General features: G+C 50.2%; 20 protein-coding genes. 14 read left to right on the top strand and 6 right to left on the bottom strand.

Translation table 11 applies throughout. From position 1 onward, the window contains the following. Positions 1 to 10 precede the first annotated feature (10 nt). Positions 11 to 283: a hypothetical protein gene (locus BRW83_RS11110; protein ID WP_005879318.1), complete on the top strand. Its 273-nt coding sequence runs from the start codon at positions 11 to 13 to the stop codon at positions 281 to 283. Between the two features lie 120 nt (positions 284 to 403). On the opposite strand, the gene BRW83_RS11105 is transcribed toward BRW83_RS11110, so the two are convergent. Further along, positions 404 to 1,903 (bottom strand): leucyl aminopeptidase, encoded by a 1,500-nt coding sequence (locus tag BRW83_RS11105; RefSeq protein ID WP_005879319.1) that lies wholly within the window; start codon positions 1,901 to 1,903, stop codon positions 404 to 406. A gap of 34 nt (positions 1,904 to 1,937) precedes the next feature. On the opposite strand from BRW83_RS11105, the gene lptF reads away from it, so the two are divergent. The 3 genes from lptF (at position 1,938) to BRW83_RS11090 (ending at position 5,255) form a co-directional block, all read left to right on the top strand. Then, positions 1,938 to 3,068, top strand: a complete 1,131-nt coding sequence (lptF, locus tag BRW83_RS11100; RefSeq protein WP_036602443.1) for an LPS export ABC transporter permease LptF — start codon at positions 1,938 to 1,940, stop codon at positions 3,066 to 3,068. Beyond that, entirely contained in the window at positions 3,068 to 4,213 is a 1,146-nt protein-coding gene (lptG, locus tag BRW83_RS11095; protein ID WP_005879323.1) for an LPS export ABC transporter permease LptG, read from the top strand. The genes lptF and lptG overlap by 1 nt, the downstream gene beginning before the upstream one ends. 100 nt (positions 4,214 to 4,313) lie before the next feature. Next, entirely contained in the window at positions 4,314 to 5,255 is a 942-nt protein-coding gene (locus BRW83_RS11090; RefSeq protein ID WP_005879326.1) for a CysB family HTH-type transcriptional regulator, read from the top strand. 12 nt (positions 5,256 to 5,267) lie between these two features. On the opposite strand, the gene hrpA is transcribed toward BRW83_RS11090, so the two are convergent. After that, entirely contained in the window at positions 5,268 to 9,167 is a 3,900-nt protein-coding gene (gene hrpA / locus BRW83_RS11085) for an ATP-dependent RNA helicase HrpA (RefSeq protein ID WP_231284447.1), read from the bottom strand. A gap of 116 nt (positions 9,168 to 9,283) precedes the next feature. Between hrpA and argA the strand changes: the two genes are divergently transcribed. The 4 genes from argA to BRW83_RS11065 all read left to right on the top strand — a co-directional run bounded on the left by argA (position 9,284) and on the right by BRW83_RS11065 (position 12,025). Next, positions 9,284 to 10,588, top strand: a complete 1,305-nt coding sequence (argA, locus tag BRW83_RS11080; protein WP_036603401.1) for an amino-acid N-acetyltransferase — start codon at positions 9,284 to 9,286, stop codon at positions 10,586 to 10,588. A gap of 47 nt (positions 10,589 to 10,635) precedes the next feature. Beyond that, positions 10,636 to 10,908 (top strand): oxidative damage protection protein, encoded by a 273-nt coding sequence (locus BRW83_RS11075; protein ID WP_005879332.1) that lies wholly within the window; start codon positions 10,636 to 10,638, stop codon positions 10,906 to 10,908. An 84-nt stretch (positions 10,909 to 10,992) separates the two neighbouring features. Beyond that, positions 10,993 to 11,481 (top strand): Hsp20/alpha crystallin family protein, encoded by a 489-nt coding sequence (locus tag BRW83_RS11070; RefSeq protein ID WP_036603403.1) that lies wholly within the window; start codon positions 10,993 to 10,995, stop codon positions 11,479 to 11,481. Positions 11,482 to 11,542: 61 nt separating this feature from the next. After that, positions 11,543 to 12,025 carry a YbhB/YbcL family Raf kinase inhibitor-like protein gene (locus tag BRW83_RS11065; protein WP_005879335.1) on the top strand — a complete coding sequence of 161 codons (483 nt, stop codon included), beginning with the start codon at positions 11,543 to 11,545 and terminating at the stop codon, positions 12,023 to 12,025. Between the two features lie 72 nt (positions 12,026 to 12,097). Here the strand turns inward: BRW83_RS11065 and lon are convergent, their stop codons facing one another. Together lon and BRW83_RS11055 are read right to left on the bottom strand one after the other, a co-directional pair. Continuing rightward, a complete protein-coding gene (gene lon, locus BRW83_RS11060) occupies positions 12,098 to 14,545 on the bottom strand; it encodes an endopeptidase La (protein ID WP_257789315.1) in 2,448 nt (815 codons plus the stop codon). A gap of 10 nt (positions 14,546 to 14,555) precedes the next feature. Continuing rightward, positions 14,556 to 14,960, bottom strand: coding sequence for an Hsp20/alpha crystallin family protein (locus BRW83_RS11055; RefSeq protein ID WP_005879339.1), 405 nt, complete (start codon positions 14,958 to 14,960; stop codon positions 14,556 to 14,558). Positions 14,961 to 15,311: 351 nt separating this feature from the next. On the opposite strand from BRW83_RS11055, the gene BRW83_RS11050 reads away from it, so the two are divergent. The 3 genes from BRW83_RS11050 to BRW83_RS11040 all read left to right on the top strand — a co-directional run bounded on the left by BRW83_RS11050 (position 15,312) and on the right by BRW83_RS11040 (position 18,639). Continuing rightward, positions 15,312 to 15,965 carry a phosphatidylserine decarboxylase gene (locus BRW83_RS11050; protein ID WP_186447492.1) on the top strand — a complete coding sequence of 218 codons (654 nt, stop codon included), beginning with the start codon at positions 15,312 to 15,314 and terminating at the stop codon, positions 15,963 to 15,965. 50 nt (positions 15,966 to 16,015) lie between these two features. Then, complete coding sequence (pssA, locus tag BRW83_RS11045) at positions 16,016 to 16,810, top strand: CDP-diacylglycerol--serine O-phosphatidyltransferase (protein WP_005879344.1); 795 nt, start codon at positions 16,016 to 16,018, stop codon at positions 16,808 to 16,810. 311 nt (positions 16,811 to 17,121) lie between these two features. Continuing rightward, positions 17,122 to 18,639: a 2-isopropylmalate synthase gene (locus tag BRW83_RS11040; protein WP_005879346.1), complete on the top strand. Its 1,518-nt coding sequence runs from the start codon at positions 17,122 to 17,124 to the stop codon at positions 18,637 to 18,639. A gap of 63 nt (positions 18,640 to 18,702) precedes the next feature. Here the strand turns inward: BRW83_RS11040 and bamE are convergent, their stop codons facing one another. Further along, entirely contained in the window at positions 18,703 to 19,266 is a 564-nt protein-coding gene (gene bamE, locus BRW83_RS11035; RefSeq protein ID WP_036602448.1) for an outer membrane protein assembly factor BamE domain-containing protein, read from the bottom strand. A gap of 54 nt (positions 19,267 to 19,320) precedes the next feature. After that, a complete protein-coding gene (locus BRW83_RS11030; RefSeq protein WP_005879349.1) occupies positions 19,321 to 19,800 on the bottom strand; it encodes a hypothetical protein in 480 nt (159 codons plus the stop codon). Positions 19,801 to 19,958: 158 nt separating this feature from the next. Between BRW83_RS11030 and rpsO the strand changes: the two genes are divergently transcribed. The 3 genes from rpsO to BRW83_RS11015 all read left to right on the top strand — a co-directional run bounded on the left by rpsO (position 19,959) and on the right by BRW83_RS11015 (position 23,817). Continuing rightward, positions 19,959 to 20,228, top strand: coding sequence for a 30S ribosomal protein S15 (gene rpsO, locus BRW83_RS11025; protein WP_005879351.1), 270 nt, complete (start codon positions 19,959 to 19,961; stop codon positions 20,226 to 20,228). 207 nt (positions 20,229 to 20,435) lie between these two features. Then, a complete protein-coding gene (gene pnp, locus BRW83_RS11020) occupies positions 20,436 to 22,577 on the top strand; it encodes a polyribonucleotide nucleotidyltransferase (RefSeq protein ID WP_005879353.1) in 2,142 nt (713 codons plus the stop codon). A 259-nt stretch (positions 22,578 to 22,836) separates the two neighbouring features. Beyond that, positions 22,837 to 23,817, top strand: a complete 981-nt coding sequence (locus tag BRW83_RS11015; RefSeq protein ID WP_005879355.1) for an NAD(P)H-quinone oxidoreductase — start codon at positions 22,837 to 22,839, stop codon at positions 23,815 to 23,817. Positions 23,818 to 23,847: the final 30 nt, after the last annotated feature.

Here is a 23,847-nt window from a genome sequence, read left to right as displayed (position 1 = left end):
TTTGGAGCTCATGATGAAGAAATTATCTCATTCGATTTTGTTTGCAATGTTGTCGGCTTTCGTAGGTGTAGCATTTGCTGCGACATACTATCCACCTTCTGAAATTGTCGAAACGACTGATCCTGCTGCAGCCCAGGCTGTCATGAAACAGGCCCAGGATATTGAAATGCGTGGTTCGAAAGCGGCACCTGCCAAGGCAAAAACCACTAAAGCCAAACAAGGCAAGAAAAAAGCAACTGTCAAGAAAACAAAAACTGTAACTGAAACCACGGTTGAAGAATAATATTCCTCATCAGAAGTTATCAATATGGATGGAGTTACTGTCCATTTAAATTGCAGGATTTGTTAAAAAAAGATAACGGCTTCAGAGATTTACTGAAGCCGTATTTTTTTGCGCCGTTTATTATTTTTCCCGGTTGATCAGCCAGGTGCAAAGCAGGGGAACCGGCCTGCCGGTCGCTCCCTTTGCTGTTCCGCTTTTCCATGCAGTTCCGGCAATGTCCAGATGAGCCCAGGTATATTTTTTCGTGAAACGCTCCAGAAAACAGGCTGCTGTCACACATCCGGCCGGTTGTCCGCCGATATTGGCCATATCGGCGAAATTCGATTTCAGCTGTTCCTGATATGCGTCTTCGATCGGCATACGCCAGACGGGGTCGTTACTGCTTTTGGCTGCGGCAATGAGATCATTGGCGAGTTTGTCATGGGCTTCGTCCAGACGGGTAAACAGGCCACTGTTGTAATGTCCAAGAGCGACAATACATGAACCAGTCAGTGTGGCGATATCGATAACGGTTTCCGGATGAAATTTCTCGGCATACGTCAAGGCGTCACACAAAATCAGGCGCCCTTCCGCATCGGTATTCAGGATTTCAATGGTCTGGCCCGACATGGAAGTGACAATGTCGCCGGGCTTGTTGGCACGTCCAGACGGCATGTTTTCACAGGCAGGGATGATGCCGATGATGTTTTGTTTCAGGTTCAATTCGCCAATCGCCTTGAATATACCCAGAACGGATGCAGCCCCGCACATGTCGAATTTCATTTCATCCATTGAGGCACCCGGTTTCAAGGAAATGCCGCCCGAGTCGAATGTAATGCCCTTGCCAACCAGAACGACAGGGGCTTCTTTCGATTTTCCGTTCATATGCTTTAACACAATGAATTTTGGCGGTTCATCGCTGCCCTTGGCAACAGACAGAAAACTGCCCATTTTCAGGGCTTCGATCTGTTTTTTGTCGAGAACTTCGATATCAAATTTGTATTTTCTGGCAAGGTTTCTTGCCTGTTTGGCCAGATAGGTCGGCGTACAGATATTGGCAGGCAAATTTCCGAGATCTTGCGTCAGGCTCATGCCGTCCGTGATCGCCTTTGCCTGTGCCAGCGCTTTTTTTGCATTGGTCACTTCAGAGGAAGGAATGCAAAATGCAACTTTTTGAATTTTGGAAGAAGGGCCTTTCTGGCTTTTCAGTGCATCACTACGGTAAAGCAAAGCATGAAACGCAGACAGGACACTGTAAATGGACCATGAGACGTCGCGACCAGAGACATTGTTCAGCGGCAGGGCGATCAGTAAATGGGCGACCGTTGTCTGCGAAAGCGATTTGATGGCGGCGTCAATAGACTGGCGAAAATCCTTTTCACTGATTTCCGGTTTTTTCCCAAGCCCGACCAATAATATTCTTCGGGAACCGGTTGTCGCCGGTTCCCTCAGCAAAAGGGAGGAACCCGGTTTGCCGTCGATATCGCCGTTTTTGAGCGCGTTGCTGATGATGCCCTGATTATCGAGTTCGGCAGCTTCGGAAGTCAGCTTTTTGTCTTCGTATACGCCAACAAGGATACAGTCGGTTTTAATTGTGGCGAGAGAGTTTTTTGAGTCTGCCGATTTTATGCTAAAGTCCATTGTTTAATCCTCCACGTATCATTTTTAACTTCTCATGATCTTTCAACGAGCGCTAAAACGTGAACTGATAAGTACAGCTGCTGGCGTATTTATGACTTTGTTCACGATTACCATTACGATGATGCTGATTCGTATATTGGGACAGGCAGCCAAGGGAAGAGTTGCATCGGATGACGTCCTTGCACTTTTAGGCTTCACATCGTTGAATTACCTGCCGATCATACTCATATTGACCGGTTTTGTCTCGGTTTTGCTCGTCGTAACCAGAAGTTATCAGGATTCCGAGATGGTCGTCTGGTTTGCGTCAGGCTTGAGTCTGACCAGATGGTTGCGTCCGGTCATCGAATTTGCCATTCCGATTGTCGTTCTGGTTTCCCTTCTGGGGTTTTTTGCAACTCCCTGGGCGTATCGACAAAGCGCCGAATTCAGGGAACGTTTTGAAAAACGGGAAGACATTGCAAGAATCTCTCCGGGAAAATTCCAGGAATCCGCTGCCGCACAGCGAGTCTTTTTTGTTGAAAAAATGTCGGATGATCTGAACAAGGTCAAAAACGTGTTCATCAATTCGACAAGAAACGGCAACATCACGACGGTCGTATCCAAGGAAGGAACTGTCGAAACGAATGAAAAGGGCGAAAAATTCATTGTTCTGGATGATGGAATCCGATATGAAGAAACGCCGGATCAGTCCGGCTTCCGGATAATGGATTTCGATAAATATACCGCCTATATTGCGTCCAAGGCGGATATGTCCGGAACAAATGTTTCTGCCCGATCCATGACGACAATGGAGCTAATGACCGATATTAACAGTCATAAGCAAGGTGAACTTTTATGGCGAATAGGCTTGCCGTTCATGGCGATCCTGCTGATATTGCTGGGTATTCCGCTTGGATTCGTCAATCCGCGAGCGGGGCGCTCGTTCAACCTGATTATTGCTGTCCTGCTGTATATGACGTACAGCAATCTATTGAGTTTCATGCAGGCTTACGTCGTTCAGAAAAAGATAATGTTCGGCCTGGCATGGTGGCCATTACATCTGATCGTTGCGCTTGTTATTGTTCTATTGTTCGCATGGCGTCTTGGAGTGAACAGTAAATATCATCCCTATGTTTTGCTATCGAGCTTGAAACATAAACGTTTGCAGGGAAAGGAGAAACAATAATGAAGATCCTGCAACGTTATTTTCTGTCACAGATCCTCAGATCTGTCCTGTTTGTCCTGTTTGCATTTCTGGGATTGTTTGCTTTTTTCGATCTGATCGGAGAATTGTCTTCAGTCGGTCGTGGAGGCTATCAGCTTCAGCATGTCCTGATTTATATTCTTCTGGGTTTCCCGGGTTATATATATGAATTGATGCCATTTGCCGTTTTGATCGGAACGATTTACGCCCTCGCCATGTTTGCATCCAATTCCGAATATACAATCATGCGGGTTTCGTCACTTTCAACGCTGGACGCCTGCTGGATGCTGGCAAAGGTCGGTCTTGTTTTTCTGGTGTTCACCTTTCTGGTCGGAGAAGTCATAACACCGGTTTCGGCGCGGGTTGCCACTGAATTCAGGAATAACCTGATCGGTCGCGCCGTCGGTGATGGATTCCGGACAGGTATGTGGAGTAAAGACACCATTCGCAAAGATGGAATCGATGGCCCGGTGATCGGGTCCCGCTTCATGAACGTCAAAAAAATGCAGCCCGATGGAACACTTGAGCAGATCCGTTTATACGAATTCAACGACAATCTTGAATTGACCAAGACAGTATCTGCAAAAAATGCCCGTTATCTTGGAAATCATGAATGGCAACTGAATGAAGTTGTCGAATCGCATTTGACGGCAGCCAATACAAAAAATAAAAAATTTCCTGATTCCGCTCCCAGTCTGAATACAAAAAAACTGGATTCTCTCATCATGGTATCGGATATTACGCCGGATATTCTGTCTGTCATTTCCGTCGATGCCAACAAGATGTCCGCTTATGAATTGGCCATTTACAATCAACATCTTGTTGAAAACAAGCAGGATGCGACCAGTTATCAGATGGCTTTCTGGAAAAAGATCATTTATCCATTTTCCGTATTTGTTATGATGGCACTGGCATTGCCATTTGCCTATCTGCATTTCCGGTCAGGAGGGGTCAGCCTGAAAATATTTTCAGGTATCATGATCGGTGTGGCATTTATCCTGATCAACAATTTGTTTTCCCATGTCGGATTATTGAACACATGGCCCCCATTTTTAACAGCTGTCATTCCAAGTGCACTGTTCTTTCTGTCGGCCGTTATCGCGCTTTGGTGGGTGGAAAGGCACTAGCTTTTCCTGTGTCAGCACGAACTTTCAGAATGCTTTAAAATTCACTGCGGGCAAAAAAATGCCGCGATCATAGACGCGACTGAATATAACGAGAAATACAATGAATTTGCACCAATTACGTTTTGTGCGGGAAGCAGTCAGACAGAATTTCAATTTGACCGATGCCGCAAAAGCCCTGTTTACTTCGCAACCCGGTGTGTCCAAAGCGATTATCGAGCTGGAGGACGAACTGGGGGTTGATATTTTTCGCCGTCATGGAAAACGTATTCGCGGCCTGACCGAACCCGGCAGAATGATCCTGAATTCGATCGAACTGATCATGCAGGAAATCGACGACTTAAAACGGATCGGCAAGGAGTATGCCGCTCAGGATGCCGGTAGCCTGACTATTGCGGCATCACATACACAGGCACGTTATTTCCTGCCCAAGATCATCCCGGCATTCATGCAGAAATACCCTAAAGTCCGCCTGTCGCTATTGCAGCGGAAGGTGGAAGATATCGCCGAAATGGTATTGCTCGATCAGGCCAACCTGGCTGTCGTGACGGCCAGTGTCCCTGAAATAGAAGGCCTTGTCACCTTGCCGTGCCATCAATGGGAATATCATCTGGTCGTCAAACCGGACCATCCCTTGAACGATTCCAGGATGCTGACTCTGGATGAAATCGCAAAATATCCCCTGATTACGTATGACAGGGTTTTTCACGGCAGAAACCGGATCGAAAGCGTTTTCGAACAACGCAATATCAAGGCGGACATTCTGCTTGAAGTGATCGATGCCGATGTTATCAAGACCTATGTCGAACTGGGGCTTGGCGTCGGTATTATTGTCGGAACGGCATTCGACGCGGAGCGGGACAAAAATCTGCGGTCAATACCGGTTGGCCATTTGTTCGGTACCGGCCGTTCCAGTATCCTTATCCGGAAAAACGCTTATCTGCGCAGTTACATCTATGCTTTCATCGAAATGATTTCGCCCAACCTGAATCGCAAGCTGGTCGAAAAGGCTTTGGCCGGTGAAGGCTCTGACTACGAATTGTAAACGACGTTTTCTCTATCTTTGCAGGGTATCCCAGACTTTTTGCAGCCGCTTGACTGAAACCGGGAAAGGAGTGCGTAACTCCTGCGCGAAAAGGGATACTCTCAACTCTTCCAGAAGCCAGCGATATTCCAGCATTTTCGGGTCAAACCGGGCTTTGGACTGTTTTGAATCCCGAAGCGCACGCTGGTAAGGTGTCGCAACCTGCTGCCAGCTACCCATGAGCGCCTTGTCTTTTTGCGGTTCGTTTCGGCATTTGTCGATACGGACATTGCAGGCTTTCAGATAACGGGGGAAATGTTTCAGCCTTTCCAGATCGTTTTCGGTGATGAAACGTTTGGTGACCAGCTGGCTGACCTGCTGGTTGATATCTTCCAGCGTTTGTTCATGCGCGCGGATCGCAGGCAGTTTCTTTTGAAGATTCTGGTACTCGGAAAGGATCTGGGATGCCAGCCGGGCGATTTCATTCGCGATCAGACCCAGACGGGCTTTTCCTTCATTTTTCCGTTTCTCGAATTCGGTTTGCGTCTTCGGTAACGGAGACACCATGAAAGTGGAATCGACTGCCGCCTGCAGGAGCTGGTCCCGTAATTCTTCCTGTGAACCGAGTTTGATGAACTGCATTCCCATCTGGGTCAGGCCGCTGATATTTTTGGACAGGAATTTGAGCTGGTCTTTCAGTTGCAGGGTAAAGAGACGACGCAAGCCCGCATGGTGCATTTGTTTTGCCAGTGCGGGTTCATCGAAAACCTCGATTTCACAATGTGTTTCTTTATCAACCAGAGCAGGATACCCGAAGAGCGTCTGTTTGCCCCGGGTAATTTCAAGCAGTTCAGGTAATGGTTCAAAGTTCCATGTCGTGATTCTTTCAGGAGGCTTGTCCATTGTTCCGGCGCTGGCGAACGCTGCTGGAGAAGGCGTTTCCTTTGGATTCTTTTCTGAAATCCGGTGAGCCTGTTTTTCAGCCAGTTGCTGGAAAGACGAACGGGCTTCATGACTGAACTCTGCCTGAAGAGCGGAAAGGTTTCTGGACATTTCCAGCATTCTTCCATGTTCATCGACTACCCGGAAATTCATGAAAAGATGGGAGGGCAAGGTTTCCAGTCTGAAGTCGTCCGTTTTTGCAACAGCGTTCGTTTCCGAACGGATGTCTTCAATAAGCGCCTCGACCAATGGACCGGAACCGAAAGCGTTTTTTTCAAGGATACGATCGACAAATCCGGCTGAATATTCCGGCAAGGGGACGCAATTCCGGCGGATTCTTTGCGGGAGCGACTTGATCAGCAACTGGGTTTTTTCCTTCAGCATGCCTAAAACCAGCCACTCGCAACGCTGGGCGTCGAGCTGGTTCAGTGCATAGATGGGAATGTTCAGGGTAATTCCGTCACGGGGATTGCCGGGCTCGAAATGATAGTTCAGAGTCATGTCGATACCCGAGTGAGAAAACGTTTTGGGGAAAAGCTCGGTCGTGATCCCGGCTGCCTCATGGCGCATCAGGTCATCACGATCCAGAAACAGCAGTTTGGGATTTTCCCGTGTGGCCTCCTTGAGCCATTTTTCAAAGGAAAAACCGTTGAAAACCGTTTCAGGAATATGCTTGTCGTAGAAGGCGGCAATCAGGCTGTCGTCTACCAGCACGTCTGTTCTTCGGGATTTGTGTTCCAGATTTTCGATTTCGCGCATCAGTTTCTGGTTGTGCAGGTAAAAAGGCGCCTTGCTCTCGAAATCCCCGTTTACCAATGCTTCGCGAATAAAGATGTCGCGTGCTTCTTTTGGATTGATATGCCCGTAATGAACGCGCCGGTGACTGTAAACGACAAGTCCATAAAGGGTTGCACGTTCGAATGCCGTAACCTGTGCCGGTTTCTTTTCCCAGTGGGCATCGCCCCATGATTTTTTCAATAAGTGGCTGCCGACTTTTTCCAGCCATTCCGGCTGGATCTGCGCGATGCAGCGGGCGTAGAGACGGCTGGTATCGACAAGTTCGGCTGCCATAATCCAGCGGCCGTTCTTGCGGGCTAATGCAGAACCGGGCCAGATCTGAAAACGAATCCCGCGAGCGCCGAGAAAAACCGATGAATCTTCGCTTTTACACCCGATATTTCCCAAAAGTCCGGTCAGAAGGGCCAGATGTAGTTGCTCATATGTGGCATCTGTTTCATTCAGTCGCCAGCCCCGTTCGCGAACGATCGTCAAAAGCTGCGAGTGAATGTCCCGCCACTCGCGCAACCGGAGATGCGAAAGAAAGTTGGCACGGCAGTTCTCGTTTAACAGACGGTTCGATTTCTTGTTTTCAACAGCGTCTTCGAACCATTTCCATATTTTCAGGTGGCTCAGGAATTCGGAACGAACATCGACGAATTTTTTATGGGCGTTATCGGCCGCTTCCTGCGCTTCAATAGGCCTGTCGCGCGGGTCCTGAATGGACAGGGCAGCCGAAATGATCAGTGTTTCCTTCAGGCATTGATGGTCACGCGCAGCCAGAATCATTCTGCCGATACGCGGATCGAGCGGCAATTGGGCCAGCTCACGTCCGACCGGCGTCATCCGGTTCATATCGTCGAGCGCTCCCAGTTCCTGCAAAAGCTGGTAACCGTCAGCAATCGCGCGTTTTAACGGCGGTTCCAGAAAAGGAAAGGTTTCAATGTCGCCCAGCTTTAACGACTTCATCCTGAGGATGACGGAGGCGAGTGACGAACGCAGGATTTCAGGCGTCGTATAAGGCTGCCGTTGCAGGTAATCCTGTTCATCGTAAAGCCGGATGCAAATGCCGGAAGCGACACGACCGCAACGACCTGCACGCTGGTTTGCGGCGGCTTGTGCGATGGATTCGATATGCAGCTGCTCGACCTTGTTCCGGTAGCTGTAACGTTTGACGCGGGCAAGTCCGGTATCGATGACAAAGCGGATGCCCGGAACGGTCAGAGACGTTTCAGCGACGTTGGTCGCCAGAATGATTCGCCTGCCATTGCCCGGTTTGAAAATCCGTTCCTGTTCCTGCGCAGACAGGCGAGCGTAGAGCGGCAGAATCTGCACATGGGCCGGATGATGTTTTCTCAGGATTTCCGCCGCGTCGCGGATTTCCCGCTCACCGGGCAGGAAAACGAGTGTGTCGCCCGATCCAGTCCGAAAGAGTTCGTCGACGGCATCGACAATCGCATCCATCAGGTCACGGCTTTGCCTTGGATCGTTCCTGTTTTTTTCTGACGTTTCGGATGGCTTGTCATCGATGATGGGCCGATAGCGGATTTCGACAGGATAAAGCCGGCCGGACACTTCGATGATCGGAACGGTCTTGTCACCGATCGTGAAATGTTTTGCAAAACGTTCGGCATCGATGGTGGCGGACGTGATGATGATTTTCAGGTCGGGCCTTTTCGGCAAGAGCTGTTTCAGATAGCCGAGCAGGAAATCGATGTTCAGGCTACGTTCATGCGCTTCATCGATAATGATCGTGTCGTACTGTTTCAGCAGGCGATCGTTTTGCGTTTCCGCCAGCAAAATACCGTCTGTCATCAGTTTGACGGAAGCGCCTGTCTGTAACTTGTCGGTAAAACGGATTTTGTAGCCGACAATTTCACCCGTAGGCGAATTCAGTTCACGGGCAATGCGGCCCGCCGTCGAACTGGCGGCAATCCGGCGGGGTTGTGTATGGCCGATCAACCCGTTTTGACCACGACCCAGTTCCAGACAGATTTTGGGAAGCTGTGTCGTTTTGCCTGAACCGGTTTCGCCGCAAACCACGATGACCTGATGGTTTTGTATCGCGCGTGCAATATCATCGCGTTTTGCAGAAACAGGCAGTTCTTCCGGATAGGTAATTGCAGGAAGCGGATTGCGTGGTTTTTCCGCCTTTTCAGGTTGCGGATGCGCAGTCAAACGTGGTTTTTTGGATAAAGATTCAGAAGCACTCATGTCGCTGCGCATTATAATCGTAAAGATGTTTTAATGTCTCATAATGGCTTTTTTAATGAAAACCGTCCGCCAGAGGAACTCGCCGGACGTTCAATCAATTTTTGGGTGATTCCGATATGGAAGAACAATTCGTCGAGTGGCTTCGTTCCGTCGCTCCTTATATCCATTCGTTTCGTGGCCAGACGTTTGTCGTCGCTTTCCCTGGCGAGCTGGTCAAGGCGGGGGCGCTTCCCGTGCTGGCACACGACTTGTCATTGTTACATGCGCTGGGCATCAAGGTCGTTCTGGTACACGGTTCGCGCCCGCAGGTTGAGGAACAGCTGGAATTGCGTCATGTGAAAAGCCATTACTATAACGGCAGCCGCATAACGGATCCCGAAGCGCTGGAGTGCGCCAAGGAAGCGGCCGGTGAGCTCAGGATGGATATCGAGGCGGCGTTCAGTCAGGGCCTTCCCAACACCCCGATGGCCCATGCGGAAATACGGATTGTGTCGGGTAATTTCGTGACGGCGACACCCTTGGGTATTCTGGACGGGATCGACCTGAAATGGACAGGGAAAGTGCGCAAGATAGCATACGACAGTATCCATCCGATTCTGGCACAGGGTGATCTGATCCTCCTGTCCCCATTGGGCTATTCGCCGACGGGCGAGGCGTTCAATGTGCGAATGGAAGACGTTGCCGTGTCGGCTGCACTGGCCCTGCATGCACACAAGCTGATATTCATGACGGAAACACCGATCATAAAAGACATCAATGGAAATGAAGTGCGCGAAGTGACCTCCCATCAGGTCGAGGGAATTCTCAAAACCGGTCATCTTTCAGAAGAAGCTGCAGATTACCTGCGTTATTCCGCAAAAGCCTGCATCGGCGGAACGCCGCGTGCCCATATCGTTCCATTTGCGATGAACGGAGCCGTTTTGCAGGAATTGTTCACGCATGACGGTATCGGAACGATGGTGACATACGAAAATGTCGAAAGTTTGCGCGAAGCGACCATCAAGGACGTCGGTTCCATTTTAAAATTGATCGAGCCCTACGAAGAGAACGGGACGCTCGTCAAACGCGGACGGGAATTGCTCGAGCGTGAGATCGAAAATTTCTCCGTGATCGAACATGATGGAGTGATTTTCGGATGTGCCGCCCTGTATCCTTTCCCGGCCGAAAAAATGGCGGAAATGGCTTGCCTGATTGTCGATCCGGATATTCAGGGTGAAGGAGATGGTGAACGAATCCTGCACCACATTGAAAACCGGGCACGGGCCCAGGGATTCAAGACACTGTTCATTTTGACGACACAGACGGCGCACTGGTTCCTGCGACGCGGATTCGTCTATGCCAGCGTGGATGAACTGCCGAAAGACCGGCAAAGGATATACAACTGGCAACGCAAGTCGCAAGTATTGATGAAGAAACTTTAACGGGCATTCGCTGCTCAAAAAGAAAGCATATTATTTAGGAGAACAGCATGGCGAGAATGGTTCAATGCATCAAACTGAATAAGGAAGCCGAAGGGTTAGACTTCCCACCTTATCCGGGAGAGCTCGGCAAGAAAATCTATGAAAACGTTTCAAAGGAAGCCTGGGAGGCATGGGTCAGATTGCAGACCATGCTGGTGAATGAATACCGTCTGAATCTGGCCGATCCCAAAGCGCGCGAATATCTGAAAGAACAGATGGAAAACCACTTTTTCGGAGAAGGCGCCGATCAGGCTGAAGGATACACTCCGGAGAAGAAGTAAAGAATTACCGGTTTGCCGGAAATTTACGTTATTATTGAAACGCAGCAGTTAATGTCTTTCTATCAACAGATTCAGGGAGGATTTATGCTGGATTCTTTAAAACAGGCCGGAAAAAATATCGGCCGCGAATTGAATCGTGCCTGGGAAAGTTTGTCCGACGGCTGGCGTGAATTGTTGAGCCGTTGCAGCAATGCACTGGTTCATTATGAACGTGACGATTATCCCGATCAGGAAATTGCTTTCCCACATTGGGGCATCATGGCCGTGGAACTGGAAGAAACGGCTACCGAGCTGATCGTCCGGGTTGAAATGCCGGGAGTGGAAAAAGAAAACTGTTCCATTCAGGTGATAGGCAATACCTTGTTCATCCGTGGTGAAAAACGGTCTGTGCGTGAAACGCCGAGCAGCAATTTCTACGTTGTCGAGCGGGCTTATGGAGCGTTCGAACGAACCGTCACGCTGCCGAAAAATGTAGATAGTGAAAAAGCGCAGGCCAGCTATGTCAATGGCGTTCTGACGATCCGTCTGCCAAAAGCGGTAAGTGAAACGATCAGGAGTATTCCGGTCGAGTAATCGTGCCACCGAAGTGTCCGGTATTCATACCGTTCAAATCATACTTTGAGGATTTTGACCGATGACATTTGAAATAACTTCTCCGGTTTTTGCCGACAAAACGAAAATGCCCGCGCTATACACTTGCGAAGGCAAAAACATTTCTCCTCCACTTCAATGGACTGCGCCCCCGGCAGGAACCAAAAGTCTCGTACTGATCAACGACGATCCGGACGCTCCCGATCCGGCAGCGCCGAAAATGACCTGGGTTCACTGGGTTTTGTATAACCTGCCTCCTGAAGCCGGTTCCTTGCCGGAAGCGGTACAGGACAAGGATTTGCCGAAAGGAACCCTGATCGGCACGAACGACCGCCAGTTTGCCGGATATAGCGGCCCATGTCCGCCAATCGGTACGCACCGTTATTTTTTCAAGCTTTATGCACTGGATACGGTTTTGCCGGATATGGGCAATACGACCAAGGCGGAAGTCGTCAAAAAAATGGAAGGGCACATTCTGGCACAGACCGAGATGATCGGCCTTTACGTCAAAAAGGAAAATGCCTGAAGAGGATTTTCTGAAAAGATAGAGAAAAGGTGTTTCTCCGGATAAGAGAAACACCTTTGTTTTTTACCGTTTTTACTTGTTCAGATTTTCGTCGTCGATTTTGCCATCATCATGAACGAGTCCGGAACGAATGGCGTCGTCAACCGTTTCCAGAAAAACGAACTTCAATTGATTGCGGGCTTCTTCCGGAATATCGTCCAGATCGCGTTTGTTCCGTGCCGGGAGCATGACGGTTTTGATACCGGCACGCAGCGCAGCCAGAACCTTCTCCTTGATGCCGCCGACCGGCAGAACCAGTCCACGCAAGCTGATCTCGCCTGTCATGGCATGATCGCTGGCGATCGGCTTGTTCATCATGACGGACGAAAGTGCCAGAAACATGGCGACCCCGGCACTCGGACCGTCTTTCGGAATGGCGCCAGCCGGAACGTGAACATGAATTTCGCTATGGTCGAGCAATTCCGGATTGATTTTCAAATCGGTTGCACGCGCTTTCACCAGTGTCAGGGCTGCCTGTGCACTTTCTTTCATCACATCGCCCAGTTGACCGGTCAAAATCAGCCTGTTATTGCCGGCAACACGGCTGGCTTCGATAAAGAGAATATCTCCACCGACAGGTGTCCATGCCAGTCCGGTTGCAATGCCCGGCATGCTGGATCGCATGGCGATTTCACTTTCGAATATCGGTGCACCCAGAATATCGGGTAATTCAGCTGAATCGACAGTGACCTTTTCTTCGGTGCCTTCGGCAATTTTCATGGCGACATTCCTGAAAACGCTTCCGATAAGCCTTTCCAGATTACGAACCCCGGCTTCACGTGTGTAATTGCCGATGATGTCGTGAATGGCGCCTTCCGTAATGTCGCAATTTTCCGGTTTCAGCCCGTTTTCTTCCCGTTGGCGTTTGATCAGATAGCGCAGGGCAATCTGGGTTTTTTCCTGTTCGGTGTAACCGGGCAGCTGGATCATTTCCAGACGGTCGCGCAGTGGACCGGGAATGGTATCCGGATTGTTGGCCGTACAGATGAACATCACTTTCGACAGATCGAAAGGAACCGCCAGATAATTGTCCCGGAAGGTGCTGTTCTGGGCAGGATCGAGCACTTCGAGCAATGCTGCTGAAGGATCGCCATGAACGCCGTTGCCGAGCTTGTCCACTTCATCCAGCAACATGACGCAATTGTTCGTGCCTGCACGACGGATCGCCTGAATGATATTGCCGGGTAACGCACCGATATAAGTTCGCCGGTGCCCGCGGATTTCAGCCTCGTCATGAACGCCGCCCATACTGACCCGGACGAATTCCCTTCCCGTCGCTTTCGCGATACTTTGTCCCAATGAGGTTTTGCCGACCCCCGGTGGGCCGATGAAACACAGAAGCGGACTTTTGCCTTCCGGATTCAGTTTGTGAACGGCCAGAAATTCAAGAATGCGTTTTTTGACTTTTTCAAGACCGTAATGATCCTCATCGAGAATCTTTCTGGCTTCCGCAATATCCGTCCTGTCTTCAGACGAAATCGCCCATGGCAGTTCCGTCAGCCATTCCAGATAGGTATGAAGCATCGAATATTCGCCGGAAGATTCCGACATGTTCCTGAAACGGTTCAATTCTTTCAGGGCATGTGTTTTCACCTCCTCGGGCATTTTGGCGTTTTCGATTTTTTCAGCCAGTTCAGCTGCTTCGGAGGATGAATCGTCAATGTCTCCCAGCTGGGTCTGGATCGTTCTCAGCTGTTCACGCAACAGCGCTTCACGGTGGCGGTCGTCGAGCCGGTTTTTCGTCTGCTCATCGATATCCCTGCTGACACGAAGGACTTCAAGGCGATAGTTGACGAGCGAAAGCAGCCGGTCGAGCCGGTTTTTCAAATCAGACGTTTCCAGAATTTCCTGCTTTTCTTCCGGACTCAGATCCATAAGGCCGGTGATCAGGTCGGACAGGAGGGATGCGGATGTAACGCCATTGATCGAATCGGACAGCTCCTGCGGCACTTCCGGGATCAGCTGCAGGACTTCAAGCGCTTTCTGTTTCAACTGAAGCAGGCGTGCCTGTATTTCCGCATTATCTTCAGGCTCGCCCTGAATTTCTTCGACACGGGCGACAAGAAACGGATAACCATCCAGTATTTCTTTCAGACGAAAGCGTCCTTCACCCTGACAGACAACGTGATGCGCGTCGGAAGACGTGGCGACATAACGCAGAATATTGCCGACAGTGCCGACCGGATAAAGATCGTCCAGTTTCGGGTCGGCAGTCTCCGGGTTTTTTTGAAGAACCACACCGATCTGGCGGTCACCGCGCATGGCGGCCTGGGCGGCTGCAAGAGATTTTTCCCGTGCAATCGTAATCGGAACCACCATGCCGGGAAACAGAACCATGTTTCTGACGGGAATGATGATCAGGGCATCTTCAGGGATGGCCGGATAACTGTTTTTTTCGTCAGCGGAACTGTTTTCCTGCGCCGGATTGTTTTCAGCGTTTTTACTGACGGCATCCATTTTTTCAGACTCTTGGGAATTCATAACTCACCTGTCAACCAAGTTTATTCAACACCAGTCGCAAACATCCATTCATCAGGACGTTTTCAGTCATTTTGTAATTTCCGGCGGGCAAACTGATCCGTTTCTCGAATCGGCCATATGGAATTTCAAGCCGTCTGATGACGGTATCCCGACTGATCATGAGCGGCCGTTCGCCCACAATATGCAGGGCATTCTCGTCAATGACGACCGTAACCCCGGAAGGGTCCACTCCGGGCAGTGCGATCAATATCAGAAACTGCCTGTCTGTTTCAAGAATATCGGCAGGCGGTTCCCAGACAGGGCCGCTTGGTTTTGGTTTGACCAGTTGAAAGAAATGTTTATGGAGCTGGTCTGCCTGTTCCAGCATTTTCAGGGCCTGAATCCACATGGGATTACTTGGATCACGAAACTTCATAATCGATTTTCCCGACTAAAGTAAAAGGGTTCCGGGTTTAAGCTGAGTGTCTTGTACCCGGGAACCGGAACTCAAAATGGATGGAACCAATCAGATTGATACCTTCGCACATGAGTGAAATTCTTGCTTGTGCTTTAACAATGATGATTTCAAAATCGGCAAAAAACAGCCATAATTTCAAAAAGGTTTTGTGATTGGTGGAAATATTCAATTTACAGTGAATATGGATTCGATTTTCGATTATTCAAGAGCCCCCATTCATTTTTCCAACGAAAAGAGAACTGCCTGTTTTCAGGACCGGGCGATTGAGAATAGAATACGGGTCTTGACTGTTATGCAATCGGAGTAGCATTGAAAAATTATCCTCATCCCATTATTGCTCGCGAAGGCTGGCTTTTTATTGTGGTGTCTTTCGTCATTACGGGAATAGTGACTTACAAATGGGGCGTATGGTCGATTCCGTTATGGATCATCAGTCTCTTTGTATTGCAGTTTTTCCGTGATCCGGGCAGGACGGTTCCGGACGATGAAAAAGCGGTGCTTTCACCAGCTGACGGGCGTATCGTCGTCGTCGAAAAGACGAGAGACATCTATGGAGAAAGGGATGCCCTGAAAATCAGCGTTTTCATGAATGTTTTCAACGTCCATTCCAACCGGTCACCTGTCGACGGCAAGATTGAAAAAGTGCAATATTTCCCGGGCAAATTCGTCAATGCCGACCTTGACAAGGCATCGATTGAAAATGAACGGAACGCATTGGTCATTTCAGCATCGAATGGTCAGATGGTGACCTGTGTGCAGGTGGCTGGTCTTATCGCACGCCGTATCTTGTGCTATGTCGGCAAGGGCGATGAATTGACGAAAGGGCAGCGGTTCGGATTTATCCGTTTCGGTTCCCGTGTCGATGTGTATCTGCCGCTTTCAGCTGTACCGAAAGTAACGGTAGGCGAAAAGGTTTATGCCACCGAAACCATACTGGCAGAGCTGGTTGACGAACAAAATTGAGTTTGGCCCGGTATTAAATAAAACACTTTCCATATTTTCGGAGTATTGGCATGGATGAGCCGCAAAAAGCAGTCACTGAATCGAATCCGGCAAAAGCCAGGTTGCGCCGCAGGGGCATCTACCTGTTGCCCAATGCCATCACGATCTCTTCCCTGTTTTGCGGTTTCTATGCCATCGTCATGTCCCTGAATCTGGAATTCAAGCAGGCAACCGTCGCCATCTTCATTTCCATGATCCTTGACAGCATGGATGGCCGGGTCGCCCGCCTGACAAGGACGCAAAGCGAATTCGGCGCGCAGCTCGACAGCCTTGCCGATATGGTCGCGTTCGGCGCTGCGCCTGCACTGGTCGTTTATGAATGGTCTTTGAAAGGAATGGGGCGCATCGGCTGGGTTTCGGCTTTTGTTTTCTGCGCTTGTGCTGCCTTGAGGCTGGCCCGATTCAATACCAATATAAAAGTGGTCGACAAGCGTTTTTTTCAGGGATTGCCCAGCCCGGCGGCTGCCGCGCTGGTTGCCGGATTCATCTGGCTGATGGATGACATCGGTTTTGCCGGAAGCGATTTTTACTGGACATCATGGATTTTGACTCTGTATGCCGGTTTGACGATGGTGTCGAATGTCCCGTTCTACAGTTTCAAGGTAATGGACATCCGCAAATCCGTACCGTTCATCGCCGTCATTCTCGTCGTCCTGATTTTCGTCACGATTTCTTTCGATCCGCCCAAAGTGCTTTTCGGATTGTTCGTCATTTATGGCGTTTCAGGCTATGTCGTCTATCTCTGGCACAAGCTGAAGGGAAAACCGGTCAGCATCGTCCAGACGGAAGAAGACCACCACGAGTGAGATGGGAAAAACACGTGAATTTGTAAAATGGATACAATATTGAATTATATGAATCCGCTTTTTGAAAAAGTTTGCAAGAATTGAAAAAGGAGCTTATAGTTTTTTCCCATGAATACCGACATTTTCAATTCAGCATATACCTTCAGCGACAGGTTCCTTGGCTTGTCGCTATTACCCGTTCTAGCGCGCCAGGCGTGCTGACATCTCTTACCCACAATTCCTGTCTTATCTGGTCTTTTCCCAAAAGGAAAGGCAGCTGGAATTTATTCCTGATCAATTAATAGAAATCGAACTATCCTAAGGAGCTCATCATGGTTGCCACCACTGCAGATTCAGCAGAAAAAATCATCATATTCGATACGACCTTGCGCGACGGGGAACAAGTCCCCGGGAGCCAGCTGAATACACTTGAAAAAATCGAGGTGGCAAAAGCTCTGGAAGAACTGGGTGTGGACGTCATCGAAGCCGGTTTCCCGATTTCCAGCCCGGGCGATTTCAAATCCGTTGTCGAGATTTCCAAAGTCGTCAGCAATCCCGTCATCTCCGCCCTGACAAGAGCGAAAGAAAAAGATATCGACGTGGCTGCCGAAGCCCTGAAATATGCCAAAAAAGGCCGTATCCATACCGGTATCGGTACGTCCCCTTATCATATTTATTCCAAATTCAATTCGACGCCTGAACAGATTCTCGAACGTGCCGTGCAGATGGTGAAATATGCCCGCAAATACGTCGATGACGTTGAATTCTTTGCGGAAGACGCAGGCCGAAGCGATAACGCCTTCCTTGCGCAAGTCGTCGAGGCGGTCATCGCTGCCGGTGCCACCGTCATCAACTTGCCTGACACGACCGGTTACTGCACGCCTTATGAATACGGCGAAAAGATCAGGTACCTGAAAGAAAACGTCGCCAATGTCGACCGTGCCGTTCTGTCTGCACACTGCCATAACGATCTGGGCATGGCGACCGCAAACGCACTGGCCGGCATCATGAACGGTATCCGTCAGGTCGAATGCACGATCAACGGTATCGGCGAACGCGCAGGGAATACCTCGCTGGAAGAAATCGTCATGATCCTGAAATGCCGCAAGGACATTCCGGCCTATACGGACATCGATACCACCAAGATTTTGAAGACTTCCCGTCTGGTCTCCAACCTGATGCGTATGCCGGTTCAGGCAAACAAGGCAATCGTCGGGCGCAACGCGTTTGCACACTCTTCCGGTATCCATCAGGACGGTGTTCTGAAGAATCGTGAAAACTACGAAATCATCGATCCGGCCGATATTGGCGTTACCGATTCGTCCATCGTATTAACTGCCCGCAGTGGCCGTGCTGCACTCGACCATCACTTGCGCCGTCTGGGATACAACCTGTCCCATGCCGAACTGGATGTCGCCTACAGCAAATTCCTCGTCGTGGCCGATGCACAGAAATCCGTTTCCGACGACGATCTGCGCAATCTGGCCGGTACCGAAATGGTCGAAGACGCCAGAAGAATCAAGCTGGATTACCTGCAGGTCGTTTGCGGCAAGGACGCCATCCCGATGGCTACCGTCCGTCTGTTGATCGACGGTGAAGCCTGTGTCGCAACCGCTTCCGGTAACGGCCCTATCGATGCGTCGATCAATGCCGTTCGCCAGTTGATCACCCAGAAAGTCACGCTCGAAGAATTCCTGATTCAGGCCTTTACCCGTGGCACTGACGATGTAGGCAAGGTCCATATTCAGGTAGCGAACAAAGGCAAGGTATTCTATGGCTTCTCGGCCAATACCGATATCATTACCGCTTCCGTAAACGCATATATCGATGCCGTTTCCAAAGTCATCTGAGCAGTTTTGAAATCAGAAAAAGGATGCGAATTTCGCATCCTTTTTTATTGGGTAAAACTCTTGTCAGAATCCGATGCCGACGCCGATTCCACCCCCGATACGGCCGCCGCTACCGATACCGATTCCAACACCCGGTCCCCAGAAACCATCCCGGAGATAAAGCGGGTCCTGTCCGTTTTCCATGCCCCGGACGATACCGCTGCCGTCGAAGTAGACGTGCATCATCGAATTCCACATACCTTCTTCCTTGTAACGGTAAGACCAGACTTCCTGTTTTTTCAAAGGCAGGTATTCCGTTTCAGTCGGGTGGCCGATTGTCCGCAAAACGTCGTTCTTGTTGAACTGGTTGACCTTGATTTTGGCGAATTGTTCACGGGTACGGACATTATCGTAAGAAATCAGTTTGCCGTCCGGGCCGATACGGGCCATATAGGCGTATTGGGACCATTCACCGGCAGGCCATTCCAGAATGGTCGTGTTGCCATCCGGATACTGGATGGCAGGCTGTCCTTTCAATGCAATGACTTCCTGTACCGGCATGCCGGGAGTCAGGGGAGTGAAAACACTGGCGCAGCCCGCCAGTGTCAGGCTGGTAGCCAGTACAAGTGCCGAAAGCGTGTGCTTCATGCTAATCTCCTCACGTTTTATTACCCTTGTGCCCTTGTCATTGCTCATTCTTTATCAGTCGAGCAGGTACATCGGATCCTGCCCGTTTTCCATTTTCCGGACGACTCCGTTGCTATCGAAAAAAACATGCATCATCGAATGCCATATGCCTTCTTCCAGATAACGGTAAGACCAGATTTCATAGCCTGACAAGGGCGACATTTCAGTTTCTGTCGGATGACCGACCGTTTTCAGAACATCGTTTTTGGTGAATTCATTAATCTTGATCGTGCCGAAATTTTCACGCGTCAAAACCTGTTTGTAGGAAATCAGTTTTCCGTCCGGCCCAATACGTGCCATCCAGGCATGATCCCCGTAAGCCGGAACAGACCATTCAAGGAGCGTTGTATTTCCATCCTGATACTGCGCATCCGGCTGGCCTTTCAATGCAATCACTTCGGCAACCGTCGAACCCGGGGCAGGATTGGTAAATATGGAAGCGCAACCAGAGAGTGCCAGTAAAACGGGCAGAATCAATAACGAAAGACGTTTCATGATGTTTTCCTTGTAATGAAGAATCCGCTAATATCCATATTGTACAGAAAACGCTTTTCCGTTATACTGCGCTACCGGTTATATGACCGGTATTTATTTTATTTGTTCACGGCACCTGGGGTTAATTCTCCATATGTCGCATGTTAAGGATTAATATTATGGCATTGCTTAAAGAAGACAAGGCTGCGATTGTATCTGCGAATGCACGCGGTCAAAACGACACAGGATCTCCGGAAGTTCAGGTTGCACTGTTGACAGCACGTATCAACGATCTGAATGATCACTTCAAGGTTCACAGCAAGGATCATCATTCCCGTCGTGGTTTGATCAAGATGGTTAACCGTCGTAAAGATCTGCTGGCTTATCTGCGTAAATCGGATATCAACCGCTATCGTGACCTGATCGCAAAACTCGGATTGAGAAAATAATCGCATTGCGAGTCTTGAAATCTTTATGAAATGCCTGCGCCAGTGTCTGTCGCGGGCATTTCGTTATGGTCTTCCGGTCTGAATGTCTGGCCGCAAGGCGTCAGGGATCAGGCAACAAGTGTTAAACGTAGTGAACAGGTATTAATTGTTTGAAATGAGGCGAACGACAGCGCCTGAAAACCTGTCGGCAAAATTGAAAGGAATTACATGTTTAATAAAGTAAGCAAGACCTTCCAGTATGGTCAACAAACCGTGACCATGGAAACAGGTGAGATTGCGCGCCAGGCCAGCGGCGCAGTGATGGTATCGGTGGACGATACCGTCGTGCTGGCAACCGTCGTCGCAAAAGACGATGTCAAACCCGGTCAGGATTTTTTCCCGCTGACAGTCGATTACATTGAAAAAAGCTATGCTGCCGGTCGTATCCCGGGCAGCTTCTTCAAACGCGAAGGCCGTCCTTCCGAAAAGGAAACCTTAACGTCCCGCCTGATCGACCGTCCTATCCGTCCGCTGTTCCCGGAAGGTTATTTCAATGAAGTTCAGGTCATCATTCATGTCCTGTCCGTCAACCCTGAAGTCGATCCTGACATCCCATCCATGATCGCCGCTTCCGCTGCACTGTGCGTTTCCGGTATTCCTTTCAACGGACCGCTTGGCGCCGCCCGTGTCGGTTATATCGATGGCCAGTATGTTTTGAACCCAACCGCTTCGCAATTGCCATTGTCCAAAATGGATCTGGTCGTTGCCGGTACGGAACAGGCTGTGCTGATGGTGGAATCCGAAGCGGAAGAATTGCCTGAAGACATCATGCTGGGCGCGGTCGTTTTCGGCCATGAACAGATGAAAGTCGTCATCGACGCCATCGACGAACTCGTTCGCGACGGTGGCAAACCTGAAGTCGAATGGGCGCCTCCTGCCAAAAACGAAGAACTGATCGCAGCCGTTACCCGTATTGCAGAACCTGAATTGCGCAAGGCATACCAGATTCGCCAGAAACAGGCCCGTTCGACTGAGCTGCGCCATATTTACGATAACGTCAGCAAGACGCTGGCAGCCGAAGCCCAAGACAAAGGTGTAAGCGCACCGGATTCCGTCGAAGTCGGCAATATCATGTTCGATCTGGAAGCGAAAATCGTCCGTTCCCAGATTCTGGACGGTGAACCCCGTATCGACGGTCGCGACACCCGTACCGTCCGTCCGATCACGATCCGTACCGGTGTATTGCCCAGAACGCACGGTTCCGCCCTGTTTACCCGTGGCGAAACACAGGCTCTGGTCGTTGCAACACTGGGCACCTCCCGCGACAACCAGAAAATCGACGCCCTGATGGGTGAATACAGCGATGCATTCATGATGCATTACAATATGCCTCCGTTTGCAACCGGTGAAACCGGTCGTGTCGGTACCCCGAAACGTCGTGAAATCGGCCACGGCCGTCTGGCAAAACGTGCCCTGATCGCCTGCCTGCCTTCTCAGGAAGAATTCAGCTATTCCATCCGTCTGGTTTCCGAAATCATGGAATCCAACGGTTCTTCCTCGATGGCTTCGGTTTGCGGTGGCAGCCTTGCATTGATGGATGCCGGTGTTCCTGTCAAGAACCACGTTGCCGGTATTGCCATGGGTCTGATCAAGGAAGGCAACAAGTTTGCCGTTTTGACCGATATTCTGGGTGATGAAGATCATCTGGGCGACATGGACTTCAAGGTAGCCGGTACCGCAAATGGCGTGAACGCCTTGCAGATGGATATCAAGATTCAGGGCATTACCAAGGAAATCATGCAGGTTGCACTGGCTCAGGCCAGGGAAGGCCGCATGCACATCCTTTCCAAGATGCAGGAAGCCATGCCGCAGTTCAAGACCGAACTGTCGGACTTCGCGCCACGCCTGATCACCATCCGTATCAATCCTGAAAAAATCCGTGACGTTATCGGCAAGGGCGGTGCCGTTATCCGTGGCCTGACCGAAGAAACCGGGGCACAGATCGACATCACCGACGACGGCGTCGTTACCATTGCATCGGTTGATGCCGCTGCCGGTCAGGAAGCCAAACGCCGTATCGAAGAACTGACCGCTTCTGTTGAAGTTGGCAAGATCTATGAAGGCACAGTCTTGAAATTACTTGATTTCGGCGCTATTGTTCAGATATTGCCAGGCAAGGATGGCCTGCTGCATATCAGCCAGATCGCCAGTGAACGAGTCAATGCCGTCACCGATTATCTGGAAGAAGGACAGGCCGTTCGCGTCAAGGTTCTTGAAACGGACGATCGCGGTCGTATCAAATTGTCGATGAAGGCCGCTGCCGCTGAAGAAAATCCTGCTCCAGCACCAGCTCCTGAAGCAGCAGAATAAGCGTTTTCCGGAACCTGTCGCAAGGCAGGTAGGAAATGCTGATAAAAAATCCTCCTGGGCATTTGTCCGGGAGGATTTTTGTTTGAAGCGCCGAATCCGGATAAAAAAACCGGCTTATTTGACGTTTGTATGATATTAAAAGAACCTGTATTGGAAAGCCGACCTTATCATGTTGGCGATGAAGGCAGGGTGTACCACATCATGCCGGGAATTCCAGAATAGTTCCCTTTTAAACCCATTTCTCAGGGGGAATTGACGTATGAAAGCGATTGAGATCATCAACAAGGGCTCTGCCGGTTATCTGCAAATGACTGACAGGGAAATTCCGGTGCCCCAAAAGGGAGAAGTGCTGGTCAAGGTACACGCTGCCGGTATCAACCGGCCTGACGTGTTGCAACGGATCGGCCGTTATGTCGTCCCGAAAGGCGCACCGGACATTCCGGGGCTGGAAATCGCCGGTGAAATCATCGGAGGGGATGTTTCCGGCAGCCAGTTCAGGATCGGGGATATGGTTTGTGCGCTCGTTCAGGGCGGTGGCTATGCCGAATACTGCATTGCACCGGTTGACTTGTGTCTTCCGATTCCAAAAGGTCTGACTGCTGTCGAAGCCGCTTCCCTGCCGGAAACCACATTCACTGTGTGGAGCAACGTCTTCGATATGGGCAAGCTGAAAGGCGATGAAACCCTGCTGGTACAGGCGGGTGCATCCGGTATCGGCGTCACCGCCATCCAGATGGCGAAAGCGATGGGACACCGTGTATTCGCGACGGCCAGAACGGAAGACAAGTGCCGTGCCTGTGAAAAGATCGGTGCGGAACGCTGCATCAACTCCACGACGGAAAACTTTGCCGAATACATCAGGGCCGCGACGAACGGCAACGGTGTCGATGTCATTCTGGACATTATCGGTGCGGCCGTGCTGGACAAGGAAATCGATTGTCTGGCCGACGAGGGCAGGCTGGTTCTGATCGCGTATCTGGGCGGTCGTCTGGGTACCGTCGATCTGGCGCAGATCGTTCACAGACAATTGATGGTAACCGGTTCGACCCTGCGTCCGCGCTCGAATGAATTCAAGGCGGAAATAGCGAGAAACCTGCAGAAACACATCTGGCCGCTGATCGACGAAGGCAAGATCAAGCCGGTCATTTACAAGGTGTTCCCGCTGGCTGACGCGATGCTGGCACAGAAACTGATGCAGTCGAATACCCACTTCGGGAAAATCGTCCTGCAAGTCATCTGATCGGTTGCGCCTGTAAAAAAGCCTGAATTG

The sequence above is a fragment of the Oxalobacter formigenes genome, assembly GCF_002127965.1.
In the GTDB taxonomy this organism is placed as follows: domain Bacteria; phylum Pseudomonadota; class Gammaproteobacteria; order Burkholderiales; family Burkholderiaceae_D; genus Oxalobacter; species Oxalobacter formigenes.
The sequence above is the reverse complement of the archived record's forward strand: the minus strand, read 5'-3'. Positions and strand labels throughout refer to the sequence as shown.